The organism is Pseudoalteromonas sp. SG41-5, assembly GCF_014164495.1.
Classification (GTDB): Bacteria; Pseudomonadota; Gammaproteobacteria; order Enterobacterales; family Alteromonadaceae; genus Pseudoalteromonas; species Pseudoalteromonas rhizosphaerae.
This window is the reverse complement of record NZ_JACJFH010000072.1, coordinates 1-21085: the sequence shown is the minus strand read 5'-3', so window position 1 is coordinate 21085 and position 21085 is coordinate 1. Positions and strand designations below refer to the sequence as shown.

Sequence of the window (21085 nt, the reverse complement as noted above, 5' to 3'; positions counted from 1 at the left end):
GTTGTGAATCTTTATTCTTTTCGGGCTAAAGCCGGCTCCTACGAAAACCATTTTTATCACCAAGCACTGAGTAAATCTTTCGCGGTGGCAAGCCACTCGCCTACAAAACTGTTTTTACCACCGAGCTTCGCAACACCGAGAAAACATTTATGAAGCCCTTAGGTTAACTTCTTATTCCTTCCTCTGTGATTTCGGTGTTCTCTGTGGTGAATCTTTATTCTTTTCGGGCCAAAGCCGGCTCCTACAAAAACCAATTTTATCACCGAGCACTGAGTAAATCTTTCGCGGTGGCAAGCCACTCGCCTACACGTAATTAAACACCAGAATACAATTTAACACCGTAGGCGTTAAGCTTGCTGACGCGTGTTAATTAGGTCATTGTCACTTCCCTAGTGCCTTTAACCTTTAACCTTTAACTTAAAACTTTTAACTTACTTTTCTTACGTCGCTGTTATCTACGCTCATTTCTATTTGTTTATTGAGTAGGTTAATTAACAGTATGCTGCGCATGTCGCCGTCTGGCTCTTTAAATATTGCTTGTACGTCTTTAAATGAGCCATTATTTAGGCACACTAAATCACCGGGTTGCGGTAAATCATTACTATCTTGAGCTAGCTCGAAATTTTTTAATTCTTTGATAAGTTGTGCAGGTACTAATTGATACGACGCACCATACGACACAAAACCACTAATACCGCGGGTGTTTTTTACCGCAGCAAAGTTACCGGTGTGGGGATTTAAGCGAACAAATAAATAATTAGGAAACACAGCAGATTGCTTAAAAGTACGACGACCCTTAATTAGCTGTTGTTTTTGTAGCTGAGGAAAAAAAGCTTCAATCCCTTGGTTTTGTAAATTAACTTGGGCACGAGCTTCTTGCCTTGATTTACAAAATAATAAGTACCAACTATCCATATCAATCCCTAAAATAGTGACTTTGCGTCTAAGAACTGCATATTCTTATTTCAGACGCGGGGGATTATACGTGCTACTTTAGGGCGATGTCTATAAAAAAACCGATTAAAACTTTTCAAGTTAAAATAGGGTAGAAGATCAAACTCTACTTTTAATTGCATTGATGAAATAACACATAAAGTAATACCAAATATTTATTGGTGAAATGAATTTTTGCTTCTTTAGTATTTTAAAATGCCATATCGCAGCTTTAAATTTATTTGCAGACAGGCTATTAGTATGCACTCTATAATTTGCTAAGGGGCTAGATACTCCTACAGAATCAGTTTGTGTCAAAATTCTAAGCCACATATCATAATCCTCATGTCCAATAGGCTCCTGCATCACAACACCTAACTTGCTAACGCTATATATTCCAGTCAAATTGCCAATTTGATTTCCTTTTAGCATATCTTTATAAGTAACTAACTTTTTAGCTTTTTTAAAGCCTAAAAATGCCCCCACGCTATCAACTCGGTTATAAGCAGTATGAGATGCATACACACCGTTTTCGACCATTGCTTCCAATTGTAAAACTAGCTTCGAAGGTTCCCAAGTATCATCACTATCTAAAAAAGCAACATACTCACCAGAAATGTATTTCAAACTGTTATTTCGAGCCGACCAGGCACCTGATACACCATGATTAAGATAATATTTTATTCTGTCATCTTTAGCGGCATAATTTAAAATAATATCTTTTGTACCATCTGTTGAATTATCATCAGTAACTAACAATTCCCACTGTGTGTGAGTTTGTTTTAAAATTGATTCTATACTTTGAATAATTGTGTGTTGTGCGTTGTAAGCGGGCATAACTATAGATATTAACGACATATCAAAAACCTAAAAATTAGTTGCTTTATCATACTTTGGGGATTTAATCTTAGAGTTCAAGTTCGCTTATCAAGTGACGAATACCATCACGTAGACTAGTTTTCTTATGTTCAGTTACAACAGAGTTTAAGCGTGAAACATCTAAAATATTTGATTCAATCAATGGACTTGGGGGCTTTATATAATTAATTACATAATCACACCGCCCGCTTAATTCGCCGTCTATTACCTTGATGATATCTAATGTTGATAGACCTCCTCCAGATCCAATATTATATATTGAAAAAGGTAAGTCATTAGCTTCTAATAATTGGATGAACAAATTTACAAAGTCATCTATGTAAATGTAATCCCTCACTTCATTACCAGTTCCCCAAACCTCAATACTATTAGAGTTTTTAATTCGCCCCAAAAGTACAGCAATTAACCCTTGCGTTCCTTTAATATTTTGGTGCTTCCCGTATGGATTCGCAGGCCTAACAATTAAAAATTGTTTTCCTAAACGCATACTTTCTAATTTGATAAATTCTTCTAACTCAACTTTACTTTTACCGTAAGGGCATATAGGACCCAGCTCATCAATCTCATGGTGAGGATTCTTACTATCTTTGTAAACTCGCCCACCGGATGAAAAAAATATAACTCGCTCAACAATTATAAATAATGATGTTAAGGCAGCTTTATTATTAGCAATTTCTTGCTTATAGTTATCCAGACTCCCATTTACAGGTACTGTATTGACTAAATATATTGCATCATGTATTTCTTCTGGCGATAAAAAAGCTAATTTTTCAGATATCTCATGCAACTCCCCTTTGATAAAGATTAAATTTTCTGAAATTATACTTGGCTCAGTACGCCCATAAACAAAAATCCTATATGAATCAGAAAGAAACTTTTCAATTAAATTTAAGCCAATAAAGCTCGCCCCCCCAACTAAAATAACTTTTTTCATATCATTTCATCTCTATTACTGAATTGTATAATTTTTCAGTTATTTTTGTTACTTGCTTCCAACTATGATTATCAATAACGTATTCATGGGCTTTAAGTATTTTGACTGTTAAATCTTCACGAGTATAACTACTAATTTCTAAAAGGTGCTTTGCGATTGATTCTGGTGTTCCTTCTGCCAACCAGCCAATGTCGTTTTTATTTAATATTTCCGACATATTAGCACCCGGCGTAACTAAGCATGCAATACCAAAATATAACGCCTCAAGAATTGCCATGGGAAAACCTTCATATCTAGACGTTAAAACAAATACATCTGATTCTTTAAAAGCGTTAATTTTCTGCTCACCAAAAACACCACCTTTAAATTTTATGTAAGGTGAATCTAAACTTTTAATACAAGATCTAACAATTGCCTCTTCTTTCTCACTTCCGATTCCATAAATATCTAAATGTATACGGTCAATCAAACCTTTTTCTTTTATCAACATTAGAGCATCAAGCAAAATATCAGTGCCTTTATGATTAAAGTCAATTCTAGAAAGGTAAATGAATCGAATAGGCTCTTCTTTACTGACCGTCTTTTCAGTCGGATTTTCATAATTAAAATCTAAAGCATTTGGCTCAATATACTCGCTGTCATTCCAGGACAAAGAATTTTTTTTCTCATCTTCATTAGTAAATATCGTTCCAGCGGCTGAAGATATAAACTTTTTATAAAATACTCTATTTGCAATCATCTTCTTTAGCTTTGACTTTTTCTGAGCCGCTTTCATCAAACTTGAATGAGGTTTTACAATATATTTAATGTTTAGAGACTTTAATAGCTTATATAATGAATAATACTTTAGATAATAAATACCATGAAAAACTACCAAATCGAAGCTTTCTAAAAATAGTGAGGGTGTTTTAATATCAAAGAAATTAAACACCTCAATTTCTTGTGAATCGAATGAGTTATCAAAAATCAAAAGTGATGGTTTTATTAATTCACTGTGTAGGCTGTGCATTTTGATCATCTCAGGGATCAATCGACCAATACCGTTCGATGGCTCTATTTCATTCCCAACAACATGTAAAACTTTCATTACTCTTCCTTTACCTTAGCCTTTTTCTTTAAAATAAAAAAGCCGGGCATTTTAACGACAATTAAAAACACTGACAAAATAATAAAACATAACCAAGACTTGAAATACAAGAAAAATGAAAAGTCATTATTGATTGGTAATGTAAGTAGCGTGACAATATAAACGGCATGGGCATAACCGTGCAGGTATCTGCTGAATACCCCCTTCAAAATATATAAACCAACGATATTCATAGTGACAATTAAAGGAGCTATTATAAGCGATATATCGCCAAAAATAGTCCATGCATGTGATTGCATATAAGTATTCGAGTTAACCCATGCACTACCAGCTGTAGGAAAAAATATTGTAATAATTTCAGCAGCAGGATCTATTGCCGCAAACCCAAACGAGCCAGCTAATGGCATACCATAAGTTATACGCTCAAAGTCTGGGGTCAGTACATCATACATCATGTATGCGCCTTCGGCTTGGCCAATAAACATTCTTCCAGCAACTGCGTTTAAAACCTCTCCAATGGGCGTTTCATGTAAAACCATGAAGCCACCTGCCAAAAACATTAATCCTATTAGTGGTGTAATTAATACATAAAAGTAGTTAATATTTTTTGCTTTTTTTAGATACAAAACAAATAACATAAAAAATACCATTACTAATTTAGACTTTTGTAGGTCATACAAGCAATAAAAAGTCATCAGGTAAAAATTAATATAAAATATCTTTGATGTGGAGGGTAGTATCTGTTTACATATGTAGGAATAAATTAGTGATACATAAGGGAAATACATAAAAATATACCCTATAAAAAGCCCACCCATTCCTGTTTCTTGTTTAAGTATTTTTGCCTTCAGCAGAGCAGCACCTATAGCATCTCCCTTTAGAGCCAGTAGGATCGGTAGCTGCCCTATAGAAGCAACCTTAATAAACACTACAACAATTGAAATTAGCAATAACCCTACACCCATTCCTTTTGAGACAGGCACCGTTTTTAGATTAATATCTAAATCAATGTATTTAGAACAAAAAGATAGCATGAGCAATAAAGTGGCAATTGAACATGTTGTATAGCGAAATGTTAATTCTAAAAGCTCTTGCGACATTCCAGTTTGAATATTCAAGACTAGAGGGAAGGCAAAAAATGAAACTAAAATTGTACCGGGTATAATTTGAACAAATAGTGTTAAAAAAAGATATGACCCTAAAATAGAGGGTCTAAAAGAGAAAATCCTCAGTTGATAATTTGCTACAAGCGTAGCAAAAATCAAAAATATAAAAATTAGTAGATTTTCTATCACAAAAATTGACCTCAAACACTTAATTATAAAAACTTTCTAATCATTTTATAAAGTCTATATGGCCTAAATAGGCATGTTATGTAATGATAAATTAAATATGTGTTACTTCTTTTAGTGCCAACAAATTTGAGCCACAATGTTTTTTCTTTGAAAATAATATAGTCGTCCCAAATTTTGAATACATCTTTATAACTCAGCTCAGGCCAAATACAATCCTTTTGAAAGCAATAGAGTGAATTCAAGTATTTAGCATTGCCAATAAACTCGCTATGTTGACTCAATGAGTCTCCGACTCGATAGTAGACAGTCTCTTTCTCAAAATAATCAAGACCAATACCCTGCTTTAAAATTTTATACCATAATGGATAATCTTCGAGCATGGCGTATCTCTCGTCAGCGAAGCCAACACTCTCTAGCGTTTTTTTATTCATAAACGATGTCGGTGCTAAAATATTGCAACCCTTCAAGAGCATATTAAACTGCTCAGCTTGCGTCATAGCAAAAAGTTTTTGATCATTTTTTGCCACTTTTTGATTTTTTAAATCACCCGAAAATAAGATGGCGTCAGAGAATAAAACTTGCGCTTCAGGATGTTCTTTTATGTAGTTAAGATTATCGCAAATGCAGGTATCTACTAATATATCGTCGGCAGCAATCGTTTTAACCCATCGTCCAGTCGCATTTCGCCAAACAATATTGCAGTTTGCTGAAACTCCTTTATTTACTTTATTTTTATATAAGGCAGCTCTGTAGAAGTGATGCTGATTCGATTGCAACCAATCACTGGCAACTACGGTAGTATTATCACTAGAGCCATCATCGCTTATTAATAACTCTATATTTTTTGCTTGATAGGTTTGCGTTAACGCACTATTAAGTGTTTCGAGAATTGTGCTTGAAGAGTTATAGGCAACAATAGCAATTGTAATTACTTCTGACATATAAAGTCACTCATAATATTAGATTTAAAAAGGCAAGTTGAAAGGTTTATTTAAACATTAGAGCTGACTTTTTATTACGCAGGTAATTTAGAGTAATAAAAGCAACAACTATAAAGTATACTGAATAATTTAAAGCATAAGCGTAAGTAACACCATTTAGGCCGTATTGACTCACAAGGTATTTTGCTAAAAGTACAAAACCAATCGAAAACACTATTTCCGTTGTTATGAATAACTTTGTCATTGCCTTTGCCAACATTACGTAACTAAGAAGCCACGAAGCCAATTTAATTACATCACCTATAAGCTGCCATTTAAAAAGCTCAGCCATGGGTATAAACTCCTTCGAGAAGAGAACTTGTATAATAAGTTCTCTAAGAAAATATATTAACATAGCCATTAAAATCACTATTGGAAGTATTATTTTATAACCATTTATCAATTCTTTTTTAATTTCTTTTTTAGATGTTAATTCAGCAAGCTTAGGTAGGTAATAGATCCCTAATGTTGTAGTAACCACCATTAAATACATACTTGAAATATACCAGATAGCTTGCCAATAACCCGCCTCTTGCCAACTTAAATTATTACCTAAGTAGTCGCGAACGATAAGGTGAGAGATAGGAGCTACTGCAGCACTTGTTAAAGTCATTGCTGAAAATTTAAATAATTTTTTAGCTTCTATTTTATCAAAGCGCTTTCGAAATGCTGATAATTTAATCAGTGCATGGTGACGAATCGCCCAAATAAGTACCAATAATATTATTGATTGATTGGTTACCATAGCAATGAATACGCCTTCTAATCCTAGCCAATAGATCATCACTAAGGTAAAAATTAAACTAAAGACGCTTTGCACTATATTTATACTAATGAAAACTTTTATCTCTTTGAGACCATTTATTATTGATAAAAGCAGTTGGTTTAATACAAAGAAAATAATACTAAAACCAAAAAGTATAAATATGTAGGTGTAATCACGATTTTTTAAGAAGTAATCGGCCAATTGTCCTGAAAAAACGCATACGATTATTCCGGCACTAACAGCAGTGAAAAAACTAATAACTGTTGCGGTACTAAATAGCGCACTTGTTGTTTTATTTTCAACTGAATACTCAGCTGTATGCTTTACAACCCCTTGGTTAATACCACCTTGACCAGCAGTCATAGCAATCTGAATAAAATTTTGAAGTTGGCCCATCAATGCAAGCCCTGAAGGGCCAACTAAAACAGCTACAGCTTTATTTATCACTAGAGCAGCGAGCATTTTCACTGCGGTAGCAATAAAACTCAAAACAGATGTTTTAAGTAATGTCATATAAAGAAACAGCGTTGATTACTTGATCTAAATCTTCACTTTCCATAACAGGAGACAACGGAAGACTTATAACTTCTTTATGGATTAGCTCGGTAATTGGAAACGATTGATTACTCCAATCCGGATAAGCACTTTGCTTATGTGGTGGCTTAGGGTAATGAATTAAAGTTTGTACACCCAGATCGTTCATATAGGCTTGAAAAGTAACTCTATCAGTAGCCCTAATAACAAATAAATGCCACACATGTGTTTCTTCAGTTGTTATATCTGTATCATCTGCAAATGGAAGTATAAACTGAGAACCCTTCAAAGCACTCATATACCTTGCAGCTACCGCACGTCTATGGGCTATTTCGTTATCTAAATAACGTAGCTTAACCCTAAGCATAGCAGCTTGTATTTCATCTAAGCGGCTATTGACACCTTGATAAACATTTTCATACTTTTCTTTACTTCCATAGTTGCCAAGTGCACGAATTGTATCGGCTAATTCTTGATCACTGGTAGTTACAGCTCCAGCATCACCAAGGGCTCCCAAATTCTTCCCTGGATAAAAGCTAAAACCACTGGCATCACCCCAACTACCCGCTTTCTTACCACCTAGGCTAGCGCCATGGGCTTGAGCGGAATCTTCCAGAACAAGTAAGTTACTGCGCTTTGCTATACCCATAATAGCTGGCATATTTGCCAATTGCCCATATAAATGAACTACCAGTATTACTTTCGTTTTAGAAGTAATTGCTGCTTCGGTTTTTACAGGACATAGATTGTAACTATGCTGCTCAGGTTCAACTAATACAGGTTTTAATTTATTTTCTGTTATAGCTAAGATACTGGCTATATAAGTATTTGCAGGAACGATAACTTCGTCACCGTCCTTTAACTTTCCTAACTCTTTCCATGCCCTCAAAGTCAACGTAAGTGCGTCTAAGCCGTTAGCAACACCAATGCAATACTTTGTGCCACAATATTGAGCAAACTCACTTTCAAATTCAGCGACTTCTTTACCTTGAACATACCAACCTGACTCTATAACTCTGCTACAAGCAGAAATTAAGTCAGCTTTGTATTGATTGTTAATTTTTTTTAAATCTAGAAAAGGGATCATTATCAACTCATTTATTTTTTCAACAATTAACTGTAATCAAATACTAAATTCAGCAATCCACTTTTCCACTTCGGCCTGAGGATATCCGCGAGTAAAATGACTTCGCCAAGGGTAAGCATTTCGGTTGGAACCATCTTTAAGTTTTATCTTAGTAATTTCACATATAGGTTTAGCCGGATTACCAGCTACAACCCACCCTGAATTTACTGTTTTCCCGACAATACTACCTGCACCTATCAATGTATCAGATTCAACTTTTACCCCCGGTAAAATAACTGACATGGTCGCAATTACAGCAAAGTCACTAATTTCACAACCAAGTAGAACTTCACTTGGTGGGTGGGGATCATTTGTAAGTACGACATATGGAAAAATCCATACATAATTACCTATTTTTGACTTATTCCCAATATGAACATTACTATGGCACTTTACGTAATCGCCGATAGTGCAATGCCCTTGGATATCACCCAACGTACCAATTTGAAATCCAACACCTGCCGTTGTCTTCTCTCTAATAGTTACACGATGGCCTGTGACTAAATTATCGCCAAAGGTAGAAGCAGCATAAAAAATACTATGGCTACGGATATAGCTATTTTTTCCAAGAACTAATGGCAACCCTTCAGAAAATGCATTCTCGACTCCTAACTCACAGAACGATTCAATAACTGAGTTATCGCCTATAGATACATTTTCGTGAACAATAGTAAATGCTCCAATTGTTACATCTTTTCCAATTGAAGCTGTTTCACTAATAATAGCTGTTGGATGAATCAAATTCGCCATCTTGAGTTCCTTTTAATAAGAGTAAAAACCAATACCCGTTTTTCTACCTAATTTTTTTGCGCTAACCATTTTACGAAGCAAATATGAAGGTCGATACTTTGAGTCTGAAGTTGCTGTATATAGAGCCTCCATAATTGATAAGCAAACATCATTACCGATAAGATCAGCTAAAGCTAATGGCCCTAATGGGTGATGAGCACCTAATTTCATTGCCGAATCAATCTCTTCAGCACTTGCAACTTGACTACTTAAAATTTCAACAGCTTCATTAATCATAGGAATAAGCAACCTATTCACAATAAATCCAGGGCTATCTTCAACACGCACAGGTTTTTTCTGTAATAAAGTACAAAAATCCCAACACTTGTCCACTACTGAGGTTGAGGTAAGCATTGATGGTATTATTTCAACCAACTCCATACTCGCTACAGGATTAAAAAAGTGAATACCTATGAAGTTTTCTGGGTATTTATAGCCTGCAGCCATATCTGTTACAGATAAACTGGATGTATTTGTTGCCCAAATAGTATTCTCTGTTATGAAACCAGTATAATCTTGAATAATTTGCTTTTTTTGATTTATATTTTCACTAATAGCTTCAAAAACAAAATCATAACTAGCTTCGTTCGCCAACTCTTTTACGATATCAATTTTATCTAATACATCGCTCTGCGATTCTTTTAATTGCATTCGCTTTAAAGAGCGTTTAACTAATTTTTCAAGTTCAGGTTTTAGGCATATGACTTTTTCTTCACTTCTAACTAAAATGGTAACGTTAAAACCTTTTAGGGCGAATTGACTCGCAACTCCAGCCCCCATAGTACCGGCGCCTATCACCAAAATATTACTAAACATTATTTACGCCTTTTAAAAACTCATCATAATTTCGAATGTAATCAGATTCATCGTAATGTTCACTTGCTAATACAAGTAACACACAATCATCGCTAAAATCGTGCATTTCCCGCCATATCATATCTTCAATCAAAATACCTTTAGTGGCTGAATCCAACCACTCTTCTTTTCTTTGTATGCCATCATCAAGTGTCATGCGGCATTTACCTGTTACACAAACGGCTACTTGCTTTAGCTTTTTATGGGCATGAAAACCTCTAGCAACACCAGGCTTAGTTCCAAAAATGTAATACACTCGCTTGATATCAAATGGTATTGACTTATTACTTTCAAGAGAAACAAGCGATCCTCGTTCATCACCTAATGGCGGTAAGTTAATTAGTTTAATTAAGCTCATAATTATTCCTTAATTATTTCTAACAAATACTGCCCATAATTATTTTTAAGTAGTGGTTTTGCTAAATCTATTACCTGTGACTTGGTAAGCCAACCATTATTAAATGCAATCTCTTCTAAGCAAGCTACTTTATAACCTTGACGTTTTTCAATTGTTTCAACAAAGCTTGCAGCTTCTAATAAGCTTTCGTGCGTTCCAGTGTCAAGCCATGCAAAACCGCGCCCTAACATCTCTACATTAAGGTTTTTACTTTTCAGGTACATATCATTTAAGCAAGTTATTTCTAGTTCACCACGGCTAGAAGGTTTTACATTTTTTGCCATTTCCACAACTTGGTTGTCATAAAAATACAAACCCGTGACCGCAAAATGAGATTTAGGCTTTATAGGTTTCTCTTCTATTGATATGGCCTTGTTATTCTCATCAAACTCAACAACACCAAAGCGTTCTGGATCTTTTACTTGGTAACCAAACACTGTTGCACCATTTTTATTTTTTGCATTCTCAACGGCATGTTTTAGCTTTGGTGTAAAACCTTGTCCATAAAAAATATTATCACCTAAGACTAAGCACACATCATCATCACCGATGAAATCCTCACCGAGTATAAAAGCTTGAGCTAACCCATCAGGACTTGGTTGGATAATATAAGAGAAATTAACACCAAACTCACTGCCATCACCTAATAAACGTTCAAATCCGGCTATATCGTCTTTTGTTGTGATTATAAGTATTTCACGGATCCCAGCTAACATCAGGACAGAAATTGGATAATAAATCATTGGCTTATCATAAACAGGCAGCAATTGCTTTGAGACACCTTTAGTTATTGGATAAAGTCTTGTCCCAGAACCACCTGCTAATACAATACCTTTCATTATTTATCTTCCTTCATTTCATTCAGTGTGCCTAAACGCTCTCTTTGATAGGAACCATTTTGTACATTCTCACACCAGTTAGTATTAACCAAATACCAATCCACTGTCTTACGCAAACCAGTTTCAAACGTTTCTACTGGTGTCCAATTGAGTTCACAACTCATTTTTGTTGAGTCTATTGCATAACGCCTATCATGACCGGGACGATCTGCTACATATGTAATTTGCTCTTTATATTTCGATTTTTTAGGTACCAGCTCATCTAATATGCTGCAAATAGTTTGCACAACTTCTATATTTTTCTTCTCATTATGCCCACCTATATTATACGTTTCTCCAACTTTTCCTTCAGTGACCACTTTATAAAGAGCTCTTGCATGATCATCGACATATAACCAATCGCGAATTTGATCCCCTTTACCATAAATAGGGAGTTCTTTTCCATCTAGTGCGTTTAGAATAACAAGTGGAATTAACTTTTCAGGAAAATGATATGGACCATAATTATTAGAACAATTAGTTACTATTGTTGGTAAACCATAAGTGCGAAGCCAACTGCGGACAAGGTGATCGCTTGATGCTTTACTTGCTGAGTAAGGGCTACTCGGCGAGTAAGATGTCTCCTCTGTAAATAACGGAAGAGTGCCGCTTTGTTCATCAGGGTGTGGTAAATCACCATAAACTTCATCTGTAGAAATATGATGAAATCGAAAATCAGCTTTTACAGGATCACTTAATCGATTCCAATAACATCTAGCAGCCTCTAGCAAATTATATGTGCCAATAATATTGGTTTGTATAAATTCAGCGGACCCGGTAATTGAGCGATCAACATGGCTTTCTGCTGCCAAGTGCATAACCGCATCTGGTTCATATTGATCAAATATGCGATCTAATTCTGAACGTTCACAAATATCAACTTTTTCAAAGTAGTAGCGCTCGTTATCCTGAACGGCAACTAATGATTCTAAGTTTCCAGCGTACGTAAGTTTGTCTAAATTAATGACCGTATCGTTCGTATTTTCAATTATATGCCTAATGACTGCTGAACCAATAAACCCAGCACCACCTGTAACAAGAATTTTCAAAATATATCTCTCTAAATTTAATCTTATCGACCCATACCAAATAATACGACTTTAACAGTCTTAAATAATATTTTAATATCCAACCAAGTACTATGATGCTTGATATAATATATGTCATATTTATGCTTCCAAATGGCATCTTCTGTAGATGCACCATAAGGATAACTAATTTGCGCCAGCCCTGTAATACCTGGCTTCACAGCATGTCTAAAGCGGTAATAAGGAATTTCTTTTTCGAGGCTATCTATAAACACCTCTCTTTCTGGACGAGGACCAACAATTGACATCTCACCTCTAAAAATATTAATTATTTGAGGTAATTCATCAATACGTGTTCGCCTTATAAACTGTCCAACTCGTGTAACTCTACTATCATTTTTTGATGCCCATTGTGCACCTGATTTTTCTGCATTCTTGCTCATTGACCTAAATTTAATCACAGAGAATTCTTCGTTATATTGCCCTGTTCGCCTTTGCTTATAAAAAATAGCTCCTGGTGATTCTAATTTAATAAGTAAGGCAGTTATCAAGCCAATAGGAAGCGCAATTAACGTAAGTAAAAGTGCAGCGGCTATATCCATAACCCTTTTTGCAAACTGTGTTCGCTTATGCGATAAAATCGAAAATGCCTTCTGATGCAAAAAGTAACTACTATGAAGTAAAGCAACTTCTGTATAACCAAATCGTGCATCTAAATAACTAACGAGAGGCTCCACCCAAGCGCCTAATTCAGTCGCAACAACTAAGTAATGTCTTTGCTCTAAACTTAAATCCGCAGCTTGGTAGTGACATATTACTTGCTTGCTTAAATCTTTTAAGCTGTAGTCATTGACCTTGATATCAAAATCATAGTTACCGACAAGCTTATTAATTAACGACTCTAAACTTTCAGGGCAATATACATATATAGTTTTTTGTTTTAAAGCTTCACTACTTGCTTTAAATCTATTATGTACATGTATATCTGTATGGTTTATTTTATTTTCGAACATTCGATTTCTTTCTATATTTAATTGCAACATAACTCTTAGCGTAAAAGTCTGTCTAAATAACAACACTTCATCGCTAAATAACAGCTATACTAGAAGTCAGCTTTTTTTAGAAAAATACTGCATTAGAACAAACATCACGCTCAAGGCAAAGCCTAATACGGCCCCTAGGATACATATAAGCAACCTCTTAGGTTTGAACTTTTCCTCAGGAACAATAGCTTTATCTATTGTCTTAAAAATATACTCATCTCTAACCTCAGCAAATAAAATTGTCTTCGCTTGTTCTTCTATTAATTTAAATAAAATAGTACGAATACCAGCAATCGTGGTTTCTGATATTTGTTTATTTAAAAACTCAGTGCTGCGCTTAGCCTCGAGCACATCCCTACTTTTCATTTCAGCATTAATATCTTCAACCAGCCATGTAACCCAATTCTTTGCTATATAAGGTGATACATGTTCGATTGAAATCGTCACCATTCCACTATCTTTGGCTAATGCAACAGACATTATCTTATTAAACTCTTTGTATGCTTCCTGCATCGATGGCTCAGCTTTAAATGGAAGATTAACATCTCTCACCCACTGACTTTCTGACACTAGGTAATCATCTTCATCATAACTCAAAGTATTATCAGCCATATTCCATGAATCTACTGCCATTAAATCAGGTAATATTTTATGACGCTGTATAAATTCACTAATAAATTGTCTTGACTTGATTACTTCTATAGCCATTTTAACGTTTTCATCCCCATCGTCGCCAAGACTTATCCCAGCCATACTTGCTAGGCCACCGAGCTGCCCAGCTAAAGCACCTAACCCTCCACCTGACTTATCTGTATCGGCAGGTGCAAGTAGCGCTTCTGACTTATATATATTAGGGCTATTAATCGCAAATAATGCAGCCCCTAAAGTAAATAAAGAAGTGATAATTACTATCAATATCTTTTTCTGTAAAATAGCTAATATCAGCTCATTCGGATCAATTGAATCCTCAGCTATTTCCTGCGTTTTCACACTAACTTCTTGATAATCATTCTCTGTCTTTAACATTACTTCAATTCTCTATTTACAATACATATCACGGATACTGCTTGAATTAGCTACTGAAATCCTGGAAACCGTTATATACATGACTCTAACTCATAGTAACTAGCGATTTGTGAGTTCATTACCTAAAGATTACCAATAGCTGCTACTGCAATACCTAATTGATAAACGATCTGTGTAGCAGTACTCCACAGCGTGAGATTGTCCATGTAATTTGAATTAAGCGGCACTACTATTGTGTCACCAGCTTCAATCAGCTGAGAATCATTAACAGCAAACCAACTACCACTATCAGGAATTTTAACTGAACCGTTTGCTTTAATAATGTAAATCCGTTCATCATCCGCACGCTCTTTTAAACCACCACTTAGGGCTATATAATCTTTAAAGCTGGTTCCTGGTTTATATAAATGTGAGGTTGCGTAATTTACTTCACCGATGACGCTGATAGAGTCGCGTTTACTTGGTACATATAAAGTGTCACCGTCTTGCAGCACTAAGCGTTGTTTGTCTTCAACAATTAAAGGTAAATCAATAACTAATCGGCCAACCGCTTCTACATTAGCTAAGTCATTGAGTAACTTATTCATCTCATCATACGAAAGTGAATTGCTACCGACCGAATTTTCAAAACTCTTCTGCGCTATATCTCTGCGTAATTCTTCAGATAACTTAGCGAGTTGCTGTTGCTCTTGTTTACGAATTGATTCTCGAGTGAAAATAGCTGCTTTTTCTTCGGCAAACTCTGAAAAACCACCAGCGCGCTCTAGTAAGTTAGTTAATGTTTCACCACGACGAATTGTATACGACCCAGGAAATTTAACTTCACCTTTTAGCTCAACTTTTACATTTTCTTGCCAGTTAGGGATTGAGAATACATTTAAACTGTCTTTACTACGAAGAATGCGATTATCATCAGACTCTCCAAGTATAGCTTTATGCAAATTAAACTTAATATGCTCTACTTTTGATGCATCACCAGCTAATATACGGGTAATTTCAGCTTGCTCTGTATAAGCAGATTCAAGTAGACCACCTGCTGCAATAATAAGATCATTGACCTCACTACCTATCGTTAATGGATAAATCCCTGGATAAGTAACATGACCATTGATCTCTACCAGTTGCATTGCTTGTCTAACATTTGCTTGCAGTTTTAACTTTGCGATAACCGGCTTTAGCAAGTTATTACGACTAAACAGAGCATAATCTTCAGGCTTTAGTTTTTGCTCTTCTTCTTCAGCTTTGCGTTTTGAGATTTCAGCAATAGTTAAGTTTGAAGTATCCTTTAGTTGTAATTCCATATCATCTGTAGCAACACCAATGTATTTTTCAAACTCTTTCTTTTGGTATTTATGCCATTGCTGAACTTTCACCTGCTGCGCTTGCTGTTCTTCGGTGAGGGCCATATTTTTTAAAGCTAACTCTTCAGCTTCTTTTTCTTCGTAACGACTAAAAACTAATAGTTTATCGTTTGCTTTTAACTCAAAGTCATGTGCAGTTGCTTTTACAATAGCTTGCGCTATGTCGAATTGACGCACTTCAATATCACCTGAAATATTAATTTCACGCACTAATAAAGCGTAACTAAGGTCAGCTTGTGGTAACAAATCACCACGAACAGACGTTAATACATCCGAAATATGCTTGCCTTGATACCATTGATAATTACCTGGTCGTGCAACAGCACCAATTACACTAATTGAGTTTTGATACTGCAAGCTTACCGGATTAAAGCGAATTCTATCGCCATCACGTGGGATATAGGCAATATCTTTGCCACTAAAGTCTACTGATAAAATTTCTTTAGCATTGTAATTATTAAAACGCTCTACAATTGCTTTTTGTGCATACGCTCCAGGCTTCAAGCCACCGGCCATTTTTAATACGTCTTGGGCATTTTCATTATTCTTCAATTCAAATATAGCTGGGCGCTTCACTAACCCTTCAACGGCTACTTGTGAACCAACTGGTGGAATAAATACTACATCCCCTGGCTTTAAGATGATGTCGTTGCGGCTATCACCTTTTATAAGTAGATCATAAAGATCAAAGTTTGCAACAACTTTACCAGCACGTTTAACTTGAATGTTACGCAAAGATGCAATTTCAGATACACCGCCGCTAATAAACAAAGCATGTGACACTGTGGTCAACGACGATACGCTATAACTACCCGGCTTATGTGCTTCACCCAATACTAGGATACGCATGCTGCGTAATTTTCCTAGCGATACAAACGCTTTTACACCTATAACTTCTTGTGCAACTTTGGCTTTGATAAGTTCTTTTATTTCGCCGAATGTAAGCCCAGCAACTTCAACAGGGCTTAAATTAGGGATATTAATTCGACCTTCACGATCAACATTAACTTCATAGCTTTCACTTTCTTTGCCATAAAAATTAATTTTTAATTGATCACCACGGCCAATTAAATATGTTTCTGGTACTGCCGCATTTTCACTTGGCATAAATGTAGTTGGCTCGCCAGAAAACAACTCGTAGCCAAATGGTTTTATTTCGTCTAATTGCGGCTTAAAGCGTTCTTCGTCGGTTAACTCAGGCTCTTCTTGTAATTGGCGAGGCTGAATTGTAGGCTCATCTTCTTTTATTGAGCTTGATGATGATTTACCGGTAATTGTGGATAGATCGACACCATACTGCTTAGCCAGTGCCTCTTGCTGGGCTTTTGGCAGCTTTTTAAATTGTTCAATCTGCGCTGCACTCGGTGTAAATGCAAATGCAGATGCAGTCGTTAACAGTAAAAAAGTTATTAAAAATCGTTTAAAAAGCATCACAAGTAGGTTTATCCCTAGAACTACAGCCAAAAGATTGGCTATTCTACATTATTTCACTACAAATAAAAAAGGGACTTTCGTCCCTTTATTACAGTTAAATGTCACTTAACAGAGATAAACTGTTAAAAACTGTAAACCAGTGTCAGCGACGTTTCTGTGTCTGTACTTTCTTTATCATCAGCAACATCTGAGTTGTTGGTGATGTTATAAGCAACTTTCATTTGTAATGAGCCATTTATCTTAGCTAAAAGTGCAGTTTCTGAACGTGTTTTAGTGTTAGTATCACCGTATTCAACTGCAACTAACTGAGTAAACTTCGCGTTATCAGAAATTTTCCAATTATAATCAAGCTTACCTAAAGCAATAACTTCACCTTCACGCTCACCAGCTAAAGAGTTGCCATTTTCATCTACTTCACTACTTGTATCAGGGTATTGAAAATATTTATAACCAGGACCAATTTCAGCATTTAGCCACATGTCAGAACGATCTAACAAGCGTTGACCATAACCAGCTGAGATAACAGACTCACTGCGATAAGCGCCAAAGTAATCTGAAACATGTGAACCATAGATATATAAATGAGCATGATCTTCATTTAATTTATAGTTACCTTGTGCTGATAACGAATATTTTTCGTTAGTACGCTGCTTTTCTTTTATACCCGCTTCATTTTCAACGTTGTCTTCTTTATAAAGACCGTTAATTTTATACTCGTTATTCCAGCTTTCTAAGTTATGTAATGCCTTGATGCCACCCTTAAGAGTGGTTGTTTCAGTATTACCGCTAGTTATGATTGCACCTAGCTCACTGGTAACTTCCCATGTTCTAGCGTCTTCTGCGAATGCGTTAGTTGTAGCTGATACTGCAACTAAAATTGATAAAAGCTTTAATTTCATTAAAAATAACCTTTGTTACTTGTATATTGATTAATCTTGCTTGTGCAAATGAACATCCATTTGCGGAAACGGAATAGTGATATCCGCATCATCTAATGCGATTTTAATGTTCTCAATTAAAGACCAATAAGTTGGCCAGTAATCGCCTGAGTTAACCCACGGACGCACAATGAAGTTTACGCTTGAATCTGCGAGCTCAGACACTGATACGTTATAAGCTGGATCTTTAAGAATGCGTGACTCTTGATCTAGTACTGATTTAAGTACTTCTTTTGCTTTGCGTAAGTCTGCATCATAACCAACACCAATAACTAGATCGATACGGCGAGTTGATTCGCGCGAGTAATTAATAATTGAGTCAGACATAATTTTAGAGTTGGGCATGATGATAACTTTGTTATCTGGTGTGCGTAGTTCAGTAGAGAAAATTTCGATTTTTTTCACTGTACCAGCTTTACCGCCAGCTTCGACATAATCACCCGATTTGAAAGGACGAAGTAAGATAATAAGTACGCCAGATGCGAAGTTAGATAGTGAACCTTGCAGTGCCAAGCCAACTGCTAAGCCTGCAGCACCTAAGATAGCGATAAATGAAGTGGTTTCTATGCCTATTTGTGACAACGCCATTAAGATTGTTGCCATAAATACGATGGCATAAACAATGCTTGATACGAACGAACCTACAGCTTTATCTACTTTCTTTTTATCGAATGCTTTTTCAGTTAGGTTAGAGCAAAATTTTGCAACACGACCGCCCAGTAAAAAGATCACCAATGCAATTACAGCTTGAATGCCATAATGCAAAATCAAACCTGAGTTTTCGTTTATCCAGTTAAGTATTGTATCCATTATCACTCCTGATATTCAGTATTAAGCAGTTTGCTGGTTAAATTATATCTGATTTCAATTTATTATTTAATTAATTAATCTATTTATCTTTAAAAGAACGTCTTTAGGGTTAATTTTTATTTTACCCAACCAGATAAAAAACGATTTAAACATTCATTCTCTGGCTGCTTTATGAACAAAAATATTCAATTTTAAATTTTTTTCACTTTTTTTGCTCTTAACCCTTCACAAGATTTATTATTTTATGTATTATCCGCGCCACACCAAACAAGGTGTGTTGTGGCGGTTGTAGCTCAGTTGGTAGAGCCCCGGATTGTGATTCCGGTTGTCGCGGGTTCAAGCCCCGTCAATCGCCCCATCTTTTCCCTTCTTATCTCAATATCAAATACGCTCTTAAAATTCCATTTTATTAATTAATATTAAGCACAAACCAAAAATAATGGCTGAAGCCTGTTCCCACAAGAAACATACACATGCATTACTCGTATGAGAGCGCTTTAGCGCCGATTGGTTGTTGCATATAACCTAAGCCTAAACACAATCACGGCTGAAGCCTGTTCCTACAAGCAACATACAATACACACACATGACCTCGTAGGAGAGCACTTTAGCGCCGATTGGTTGTTGCATATAACCTAAGCCTAAACACAATCACGGCTGAAGCCTGTTCCTACAAGAAATATACACATGCACCATCCGGTAGGAGAGCGCTTTAGCGCCGATTTCATAATTTAATCTATACTTCATTAAACCGTTTTATATTTAAAGGATTAAAATGAAACTTCGGTCACAGCAGCTACGTCAACATCGTCACTCTATTATTAACCACTATTATTCTGTGACCACATGTACACATCAACGAGTTAAATTATTTGAGGATTTTTGTAATGCGCGAATTCTAATACGCTCACTAAAACAATCTGATTTAAACGGCTTAACTAAAACAATTTGCTTTGTAATAATGCCTGATCATATGCATTGGTTATTGCAGCTGAAAACACAAGATTCGCTATCTTCGGTGGTGGCTAAAGTGAAAGGGCGTACATCATTTCTCATGCAAAAAGCTAAAAATGAGCAAATTTGGCAAGCTGGTTTCTACGATTCATTAATTCGAGATGAAGAACATTTATTACATCAAGCAAGATACATAGCTGCCAACCCAATGAGAGCCGGTATTGTTGACAACCTTGGAAGTTATCCCCATTGGGATTGTATTTATTTAACCCCCTCTGAACATGACTAACATAATCACGGCTAAAGCCTGTTACTACAAGAAATATACACATGCACCATCCGGTAGGAGAGCGCTTTAGCGCCGATTGGTTGTTGCATATTATCTAAGCCTAAACACAATCACGGCTGAAGCCTGTTCCTACAAGGAACATACAATACACGCACATGACCTCGTAGGAGAGCGCTTTAGCGCCGATTGGTTGTTGCATATAACCTAAGCCTAAACACAATCACGGCTGAAGCCAGTTCCCACAATAAATACACGCATGCATTATCCCATAGGAGAGCACTTTAACGCCGATTGGCTTTTGCATATAGCCTAGGCCTAAGCAAAATCACGGCTGAAACCTGTTCCTACAAGAAATATACACATGCATTATCCCGTAGGAGAGCGCTTTAGCGCCGATTGGTTGTTGCGTATAACCTAAGCCTAAGCACAATCACGGCTGAAGCATGTTCCTACAAGAAACATACACATGCATTATCCCGTAGCAGAGCGCTTTAGCGCCGATTGGTTGTTGCATATAACCTAAGCCTAAACACAATCACGGCTGAAACCAGTTCCCACAAGAAATACACACATGCACCATCCGGTAGGAGAGCGCTTTAGCGCCGATTAGCGTACCCTCGCTAACTTTACTCTCGCCAGCTCGCAAGCTGCTTTCTTGCAGACAAAAAAATGCCACCTTTCGGTGGCATTACACACGGGATTATTTCTACATTATAGAAATTCTTTTCAAAAATTAGGTTCTAGGTTCT

The 21085-nt window shown here is 36.0% G+C and carries 19 protein-coding genes and 1 tRNA gene; 2 read left to right on the top strand and 18 right to left on the bottom strand.

Features of this window, described 5'->3' with window-relative positions:
- Nucleotides 1–426 precede the first annotated feature (426 nt).
- From rfaH to H5232_RS16485, 18 genes are all read right to left on the bottom strand, one after another.
- On the bottom strand, nucleotides 427–915 hold the full coding sequence (gene rfaH, locus H5232_RS16570; RefSeq protein ID WP_182831208.1) for a transcription/translation regulatory transformer protein RfaH: 489 nt from the start codon (nucleotides 913–915) through the stop codon (nucleotides 427–429).
- 138 nt (nucleotides 916–1053) lie between these two features.
- Entirely contained in the window at nucleotides 1054–1791 is a 738-nt protein-coding gene (locus H5232_RS16565) for a glycosyltransferase family 2 protein (RefSeq protein ID WP_149980558.1), read from the bottom strand.
- Between the two features lie 49 nt (nucleotides 1792–1840).
- On the bottom strand, nucleotides 1841–2746 hold the full coding sequence (locus H5232_RS16560; RefSeq protein WP_182740734.1) for an NAD-dependent epimerase/dehydratase family protein: 906 nt from the start codon (nucleotides 2744–2746) through the stop codon (nucleotides 1841–1843).
- A gap of 1 nt (nucleotide 2747) precedes the next feature.
- Nucleotides 2748–3833 (bottom strand): glycosyltransferase family 4 protein, encoded by a 1086-nt coding sequence (locus tag H5232_RS16555; protein ID WP_149980556.1) that lies wholly within the window; start codon nucleotides 3831–3833, stop codon nucleotides 2748–2750.
- Nucleotides 3833–5128, bottom strand: a complete 1296-nt coding sequence (locus H5232_RS16550) for a hypothetical protein (RefSeq protein WP_149980555.1) — start codon at nucleotides 5126–5128, stop codon at nucleotides 3833–3835. The genes H5232_RS16555 and H5232_RS16550 overlap by 1 nt, the downstream gene beginning before the upstream one ends.
- Before the next feature lie 23 nt (nucleotides 5129–5151).
- Nucleotides 5152–6069, bottom strand: a complete 918-nt coding sequence (locus H5232_RS16545; RefSeq protein WP_182740735.1) for a glycosyltransferase — start codon at nucleotides 6067–6069, stop codon at nucleotides 5152–5154.
- Between the two features lie 46 nt (nucleotides 6070–6115).
- Nucleotides 6116–7387, bottom strand: a complete 1272-nt coding sequence (locus tag H5232_RS16540; protein ID WP_182762442.1) for an O-antigen translocase — start codon at nucleotides 7385–7387, stop codon at nucleotides 6116–6118.
- The gene (locus tag H5232_RS16535) at nucleotides 7374–8495 is read right to left on the bottom strand and encodes a DegT/DnrJ/EryC1/StrS aminotransferase family protein (RefSeq protein WP_149980552.1); all 1122 of its coding nucleotides are present in this window, start codon (nucleotides 8493–8495) and stop codon (nucleotides 7374–7376) included. Before H5232_RS16535 ends, H5232_RS16540 begins: the two co-directional genes overlap by 14 nt.
- Nucleotides 8496–8531: 36 nt before the next feature.
- The gene (locus H5232_RS16530) at nucleotides 8532–9284 is read right to left on the bottom strand and encodes an acyltransferase (RefSeq protein ID WP_149980551.1); all 753 of its coding nucleotides are present in this window, start codon (nucleotides 9282–9284) and stop codon (nucleotides 8532–8534) included.
- A gap of 12 nt (nucleotides 9285–9296) precedes the next feature.
- A complete protein-coding gene (locus tag H5232_RS16525) occupies nucleotides 9297–10139 on the bottom strand; it encodes a 3-hydroxyacyl-CoA dehydrogenase family protein (RefSeq protein WP_149980550.1) in 843 nt (280 codons plus the stop codon).
- Nucleotides 10132–10536, bottom strand: coding sequence for an FdtA/QdtA family cupin domain-containing protein (locus H5232_RS16520; protein ID WP_149980549.1), 405 nt, complete (start codon nucleotides 10534–10536; stop codon nucleotides 10132–10134). Before H5232_RS16520 ends, H5232_RS16525 begins: the two co-directional genes overlap by 8 nt.
- Nucleotides 10537–10538: 2 nt before the next feature.
- The gene (gene rfbA / locus H5232_RS16515; protein WP_149980548.1) at nucleotides 10539–11414 is read right to left on the bottom strand and encodes a glucose-1-phosphate thymidylyltransferase RfbA; all 876 of its coding nucleotides are present in this window, start codon (nucleotides 11412–11414) and stop codon (nucleotides 10539–10541) included.
- The gene (gene rfbB, locus H5232_RS16510; protein WP_149980547.1) at nucleotides 11414–12502 is read right to left on the bottom strand and encodes a dTDP-glucose 4,6-dehydratase; all 1089 of its coding nucleotides are present in this window, start codon (nucleotides 12500–12502) and stop codon (nucleotides 11414–11416) included. Before rfbB ends, rfbA begins: the two co-directional genes overlap by 1 nt.
- Before the next feature lie 23 nt (nucleotides 12503–12525).
- Nucleotides 12526–13494 (bottom strand): exopolysaccharide biosynthesis polyprenyl glycosylphosphotransferase, encoded by a 969-nt coding sequence (locus H5232_RS16505; RefSeq protein WP_246175487.1) that lies wholly within the window; start codon nucleotides 13492–13494, stop codon nucleotides 12526–12528.
- A 96-nt stretch (nucleotides 13495–13590) separates the two neighbouring features.
- Entirely contained in the window at nucleotides 13591–14550 is a 960-nt protein-coding gene (locus H5232_RS16500) for a Wzz/FepE/Etk N-terminal domain-containing protein (protein ID WP_182740737.1), read from the bottom strand.
- Between the two features lie 122 nt (nucleotides 14551–14672).
- On the bottom strand, nucleotides 14673–17342 hold the full coding sequence (locus H5232_RS16495; RefSeq protein WP_182740739.1) for an SLBB domain-containing protein: 2670 nt from the start codon (nucleotides 17340–17342) through the stop codon (nucleotides 14673–14675).
- Nucleotides 17343–17467: 125 nt separating this feature from the next.
- The gene (locus H5232_RS16490) at nucleotides 17468–18244 is read right to left on the bottom strand and encodes a YdiY family protein (protein ID WP_182740738.1); all 777 of its coding nucleotides are present in this window, start codon (nucleotides 18242–18244) and stop codon (nucleotides 17468–17470) included.
- A gap of 30 nt (nucleotides 18245–18274) precedes the next feature.
- Nucleotides 18275–19093 (bottom strand): mechanosensitive ion channel family protein, encoded by an 819-nt coding sequence (locus tag H5232_RS16485; protein ID WP_145236563.1) that lies wholly within the window; start codon nucleotides 19091–19093, stop codon nucleotides 18275–18277.
- Nucleotides 19094–19375: 282 nt separating this feature from the next.
- Here H5232_RS16485 and H5232_RS16480 point away from each other — a divergent pair.
- A tRNA-His gene (locus tag H5232_RS16480) sits at nucleotides 19376–19451 on the top strand.
- A 417-nt stretch (nucleotides 19452–19868) separates the two neighbouring features.
- Entirely contained in the window at nucleotides 19869–20336 is a 468-nt protein-coding gene (locus H5232_RS16475; RefSeq protein WP_182719271.1) for an REP-associated tyrosine transposase, read from the top strand.
- Nucleotides 20337–21085: the final 749 nt, after the last annotated feature.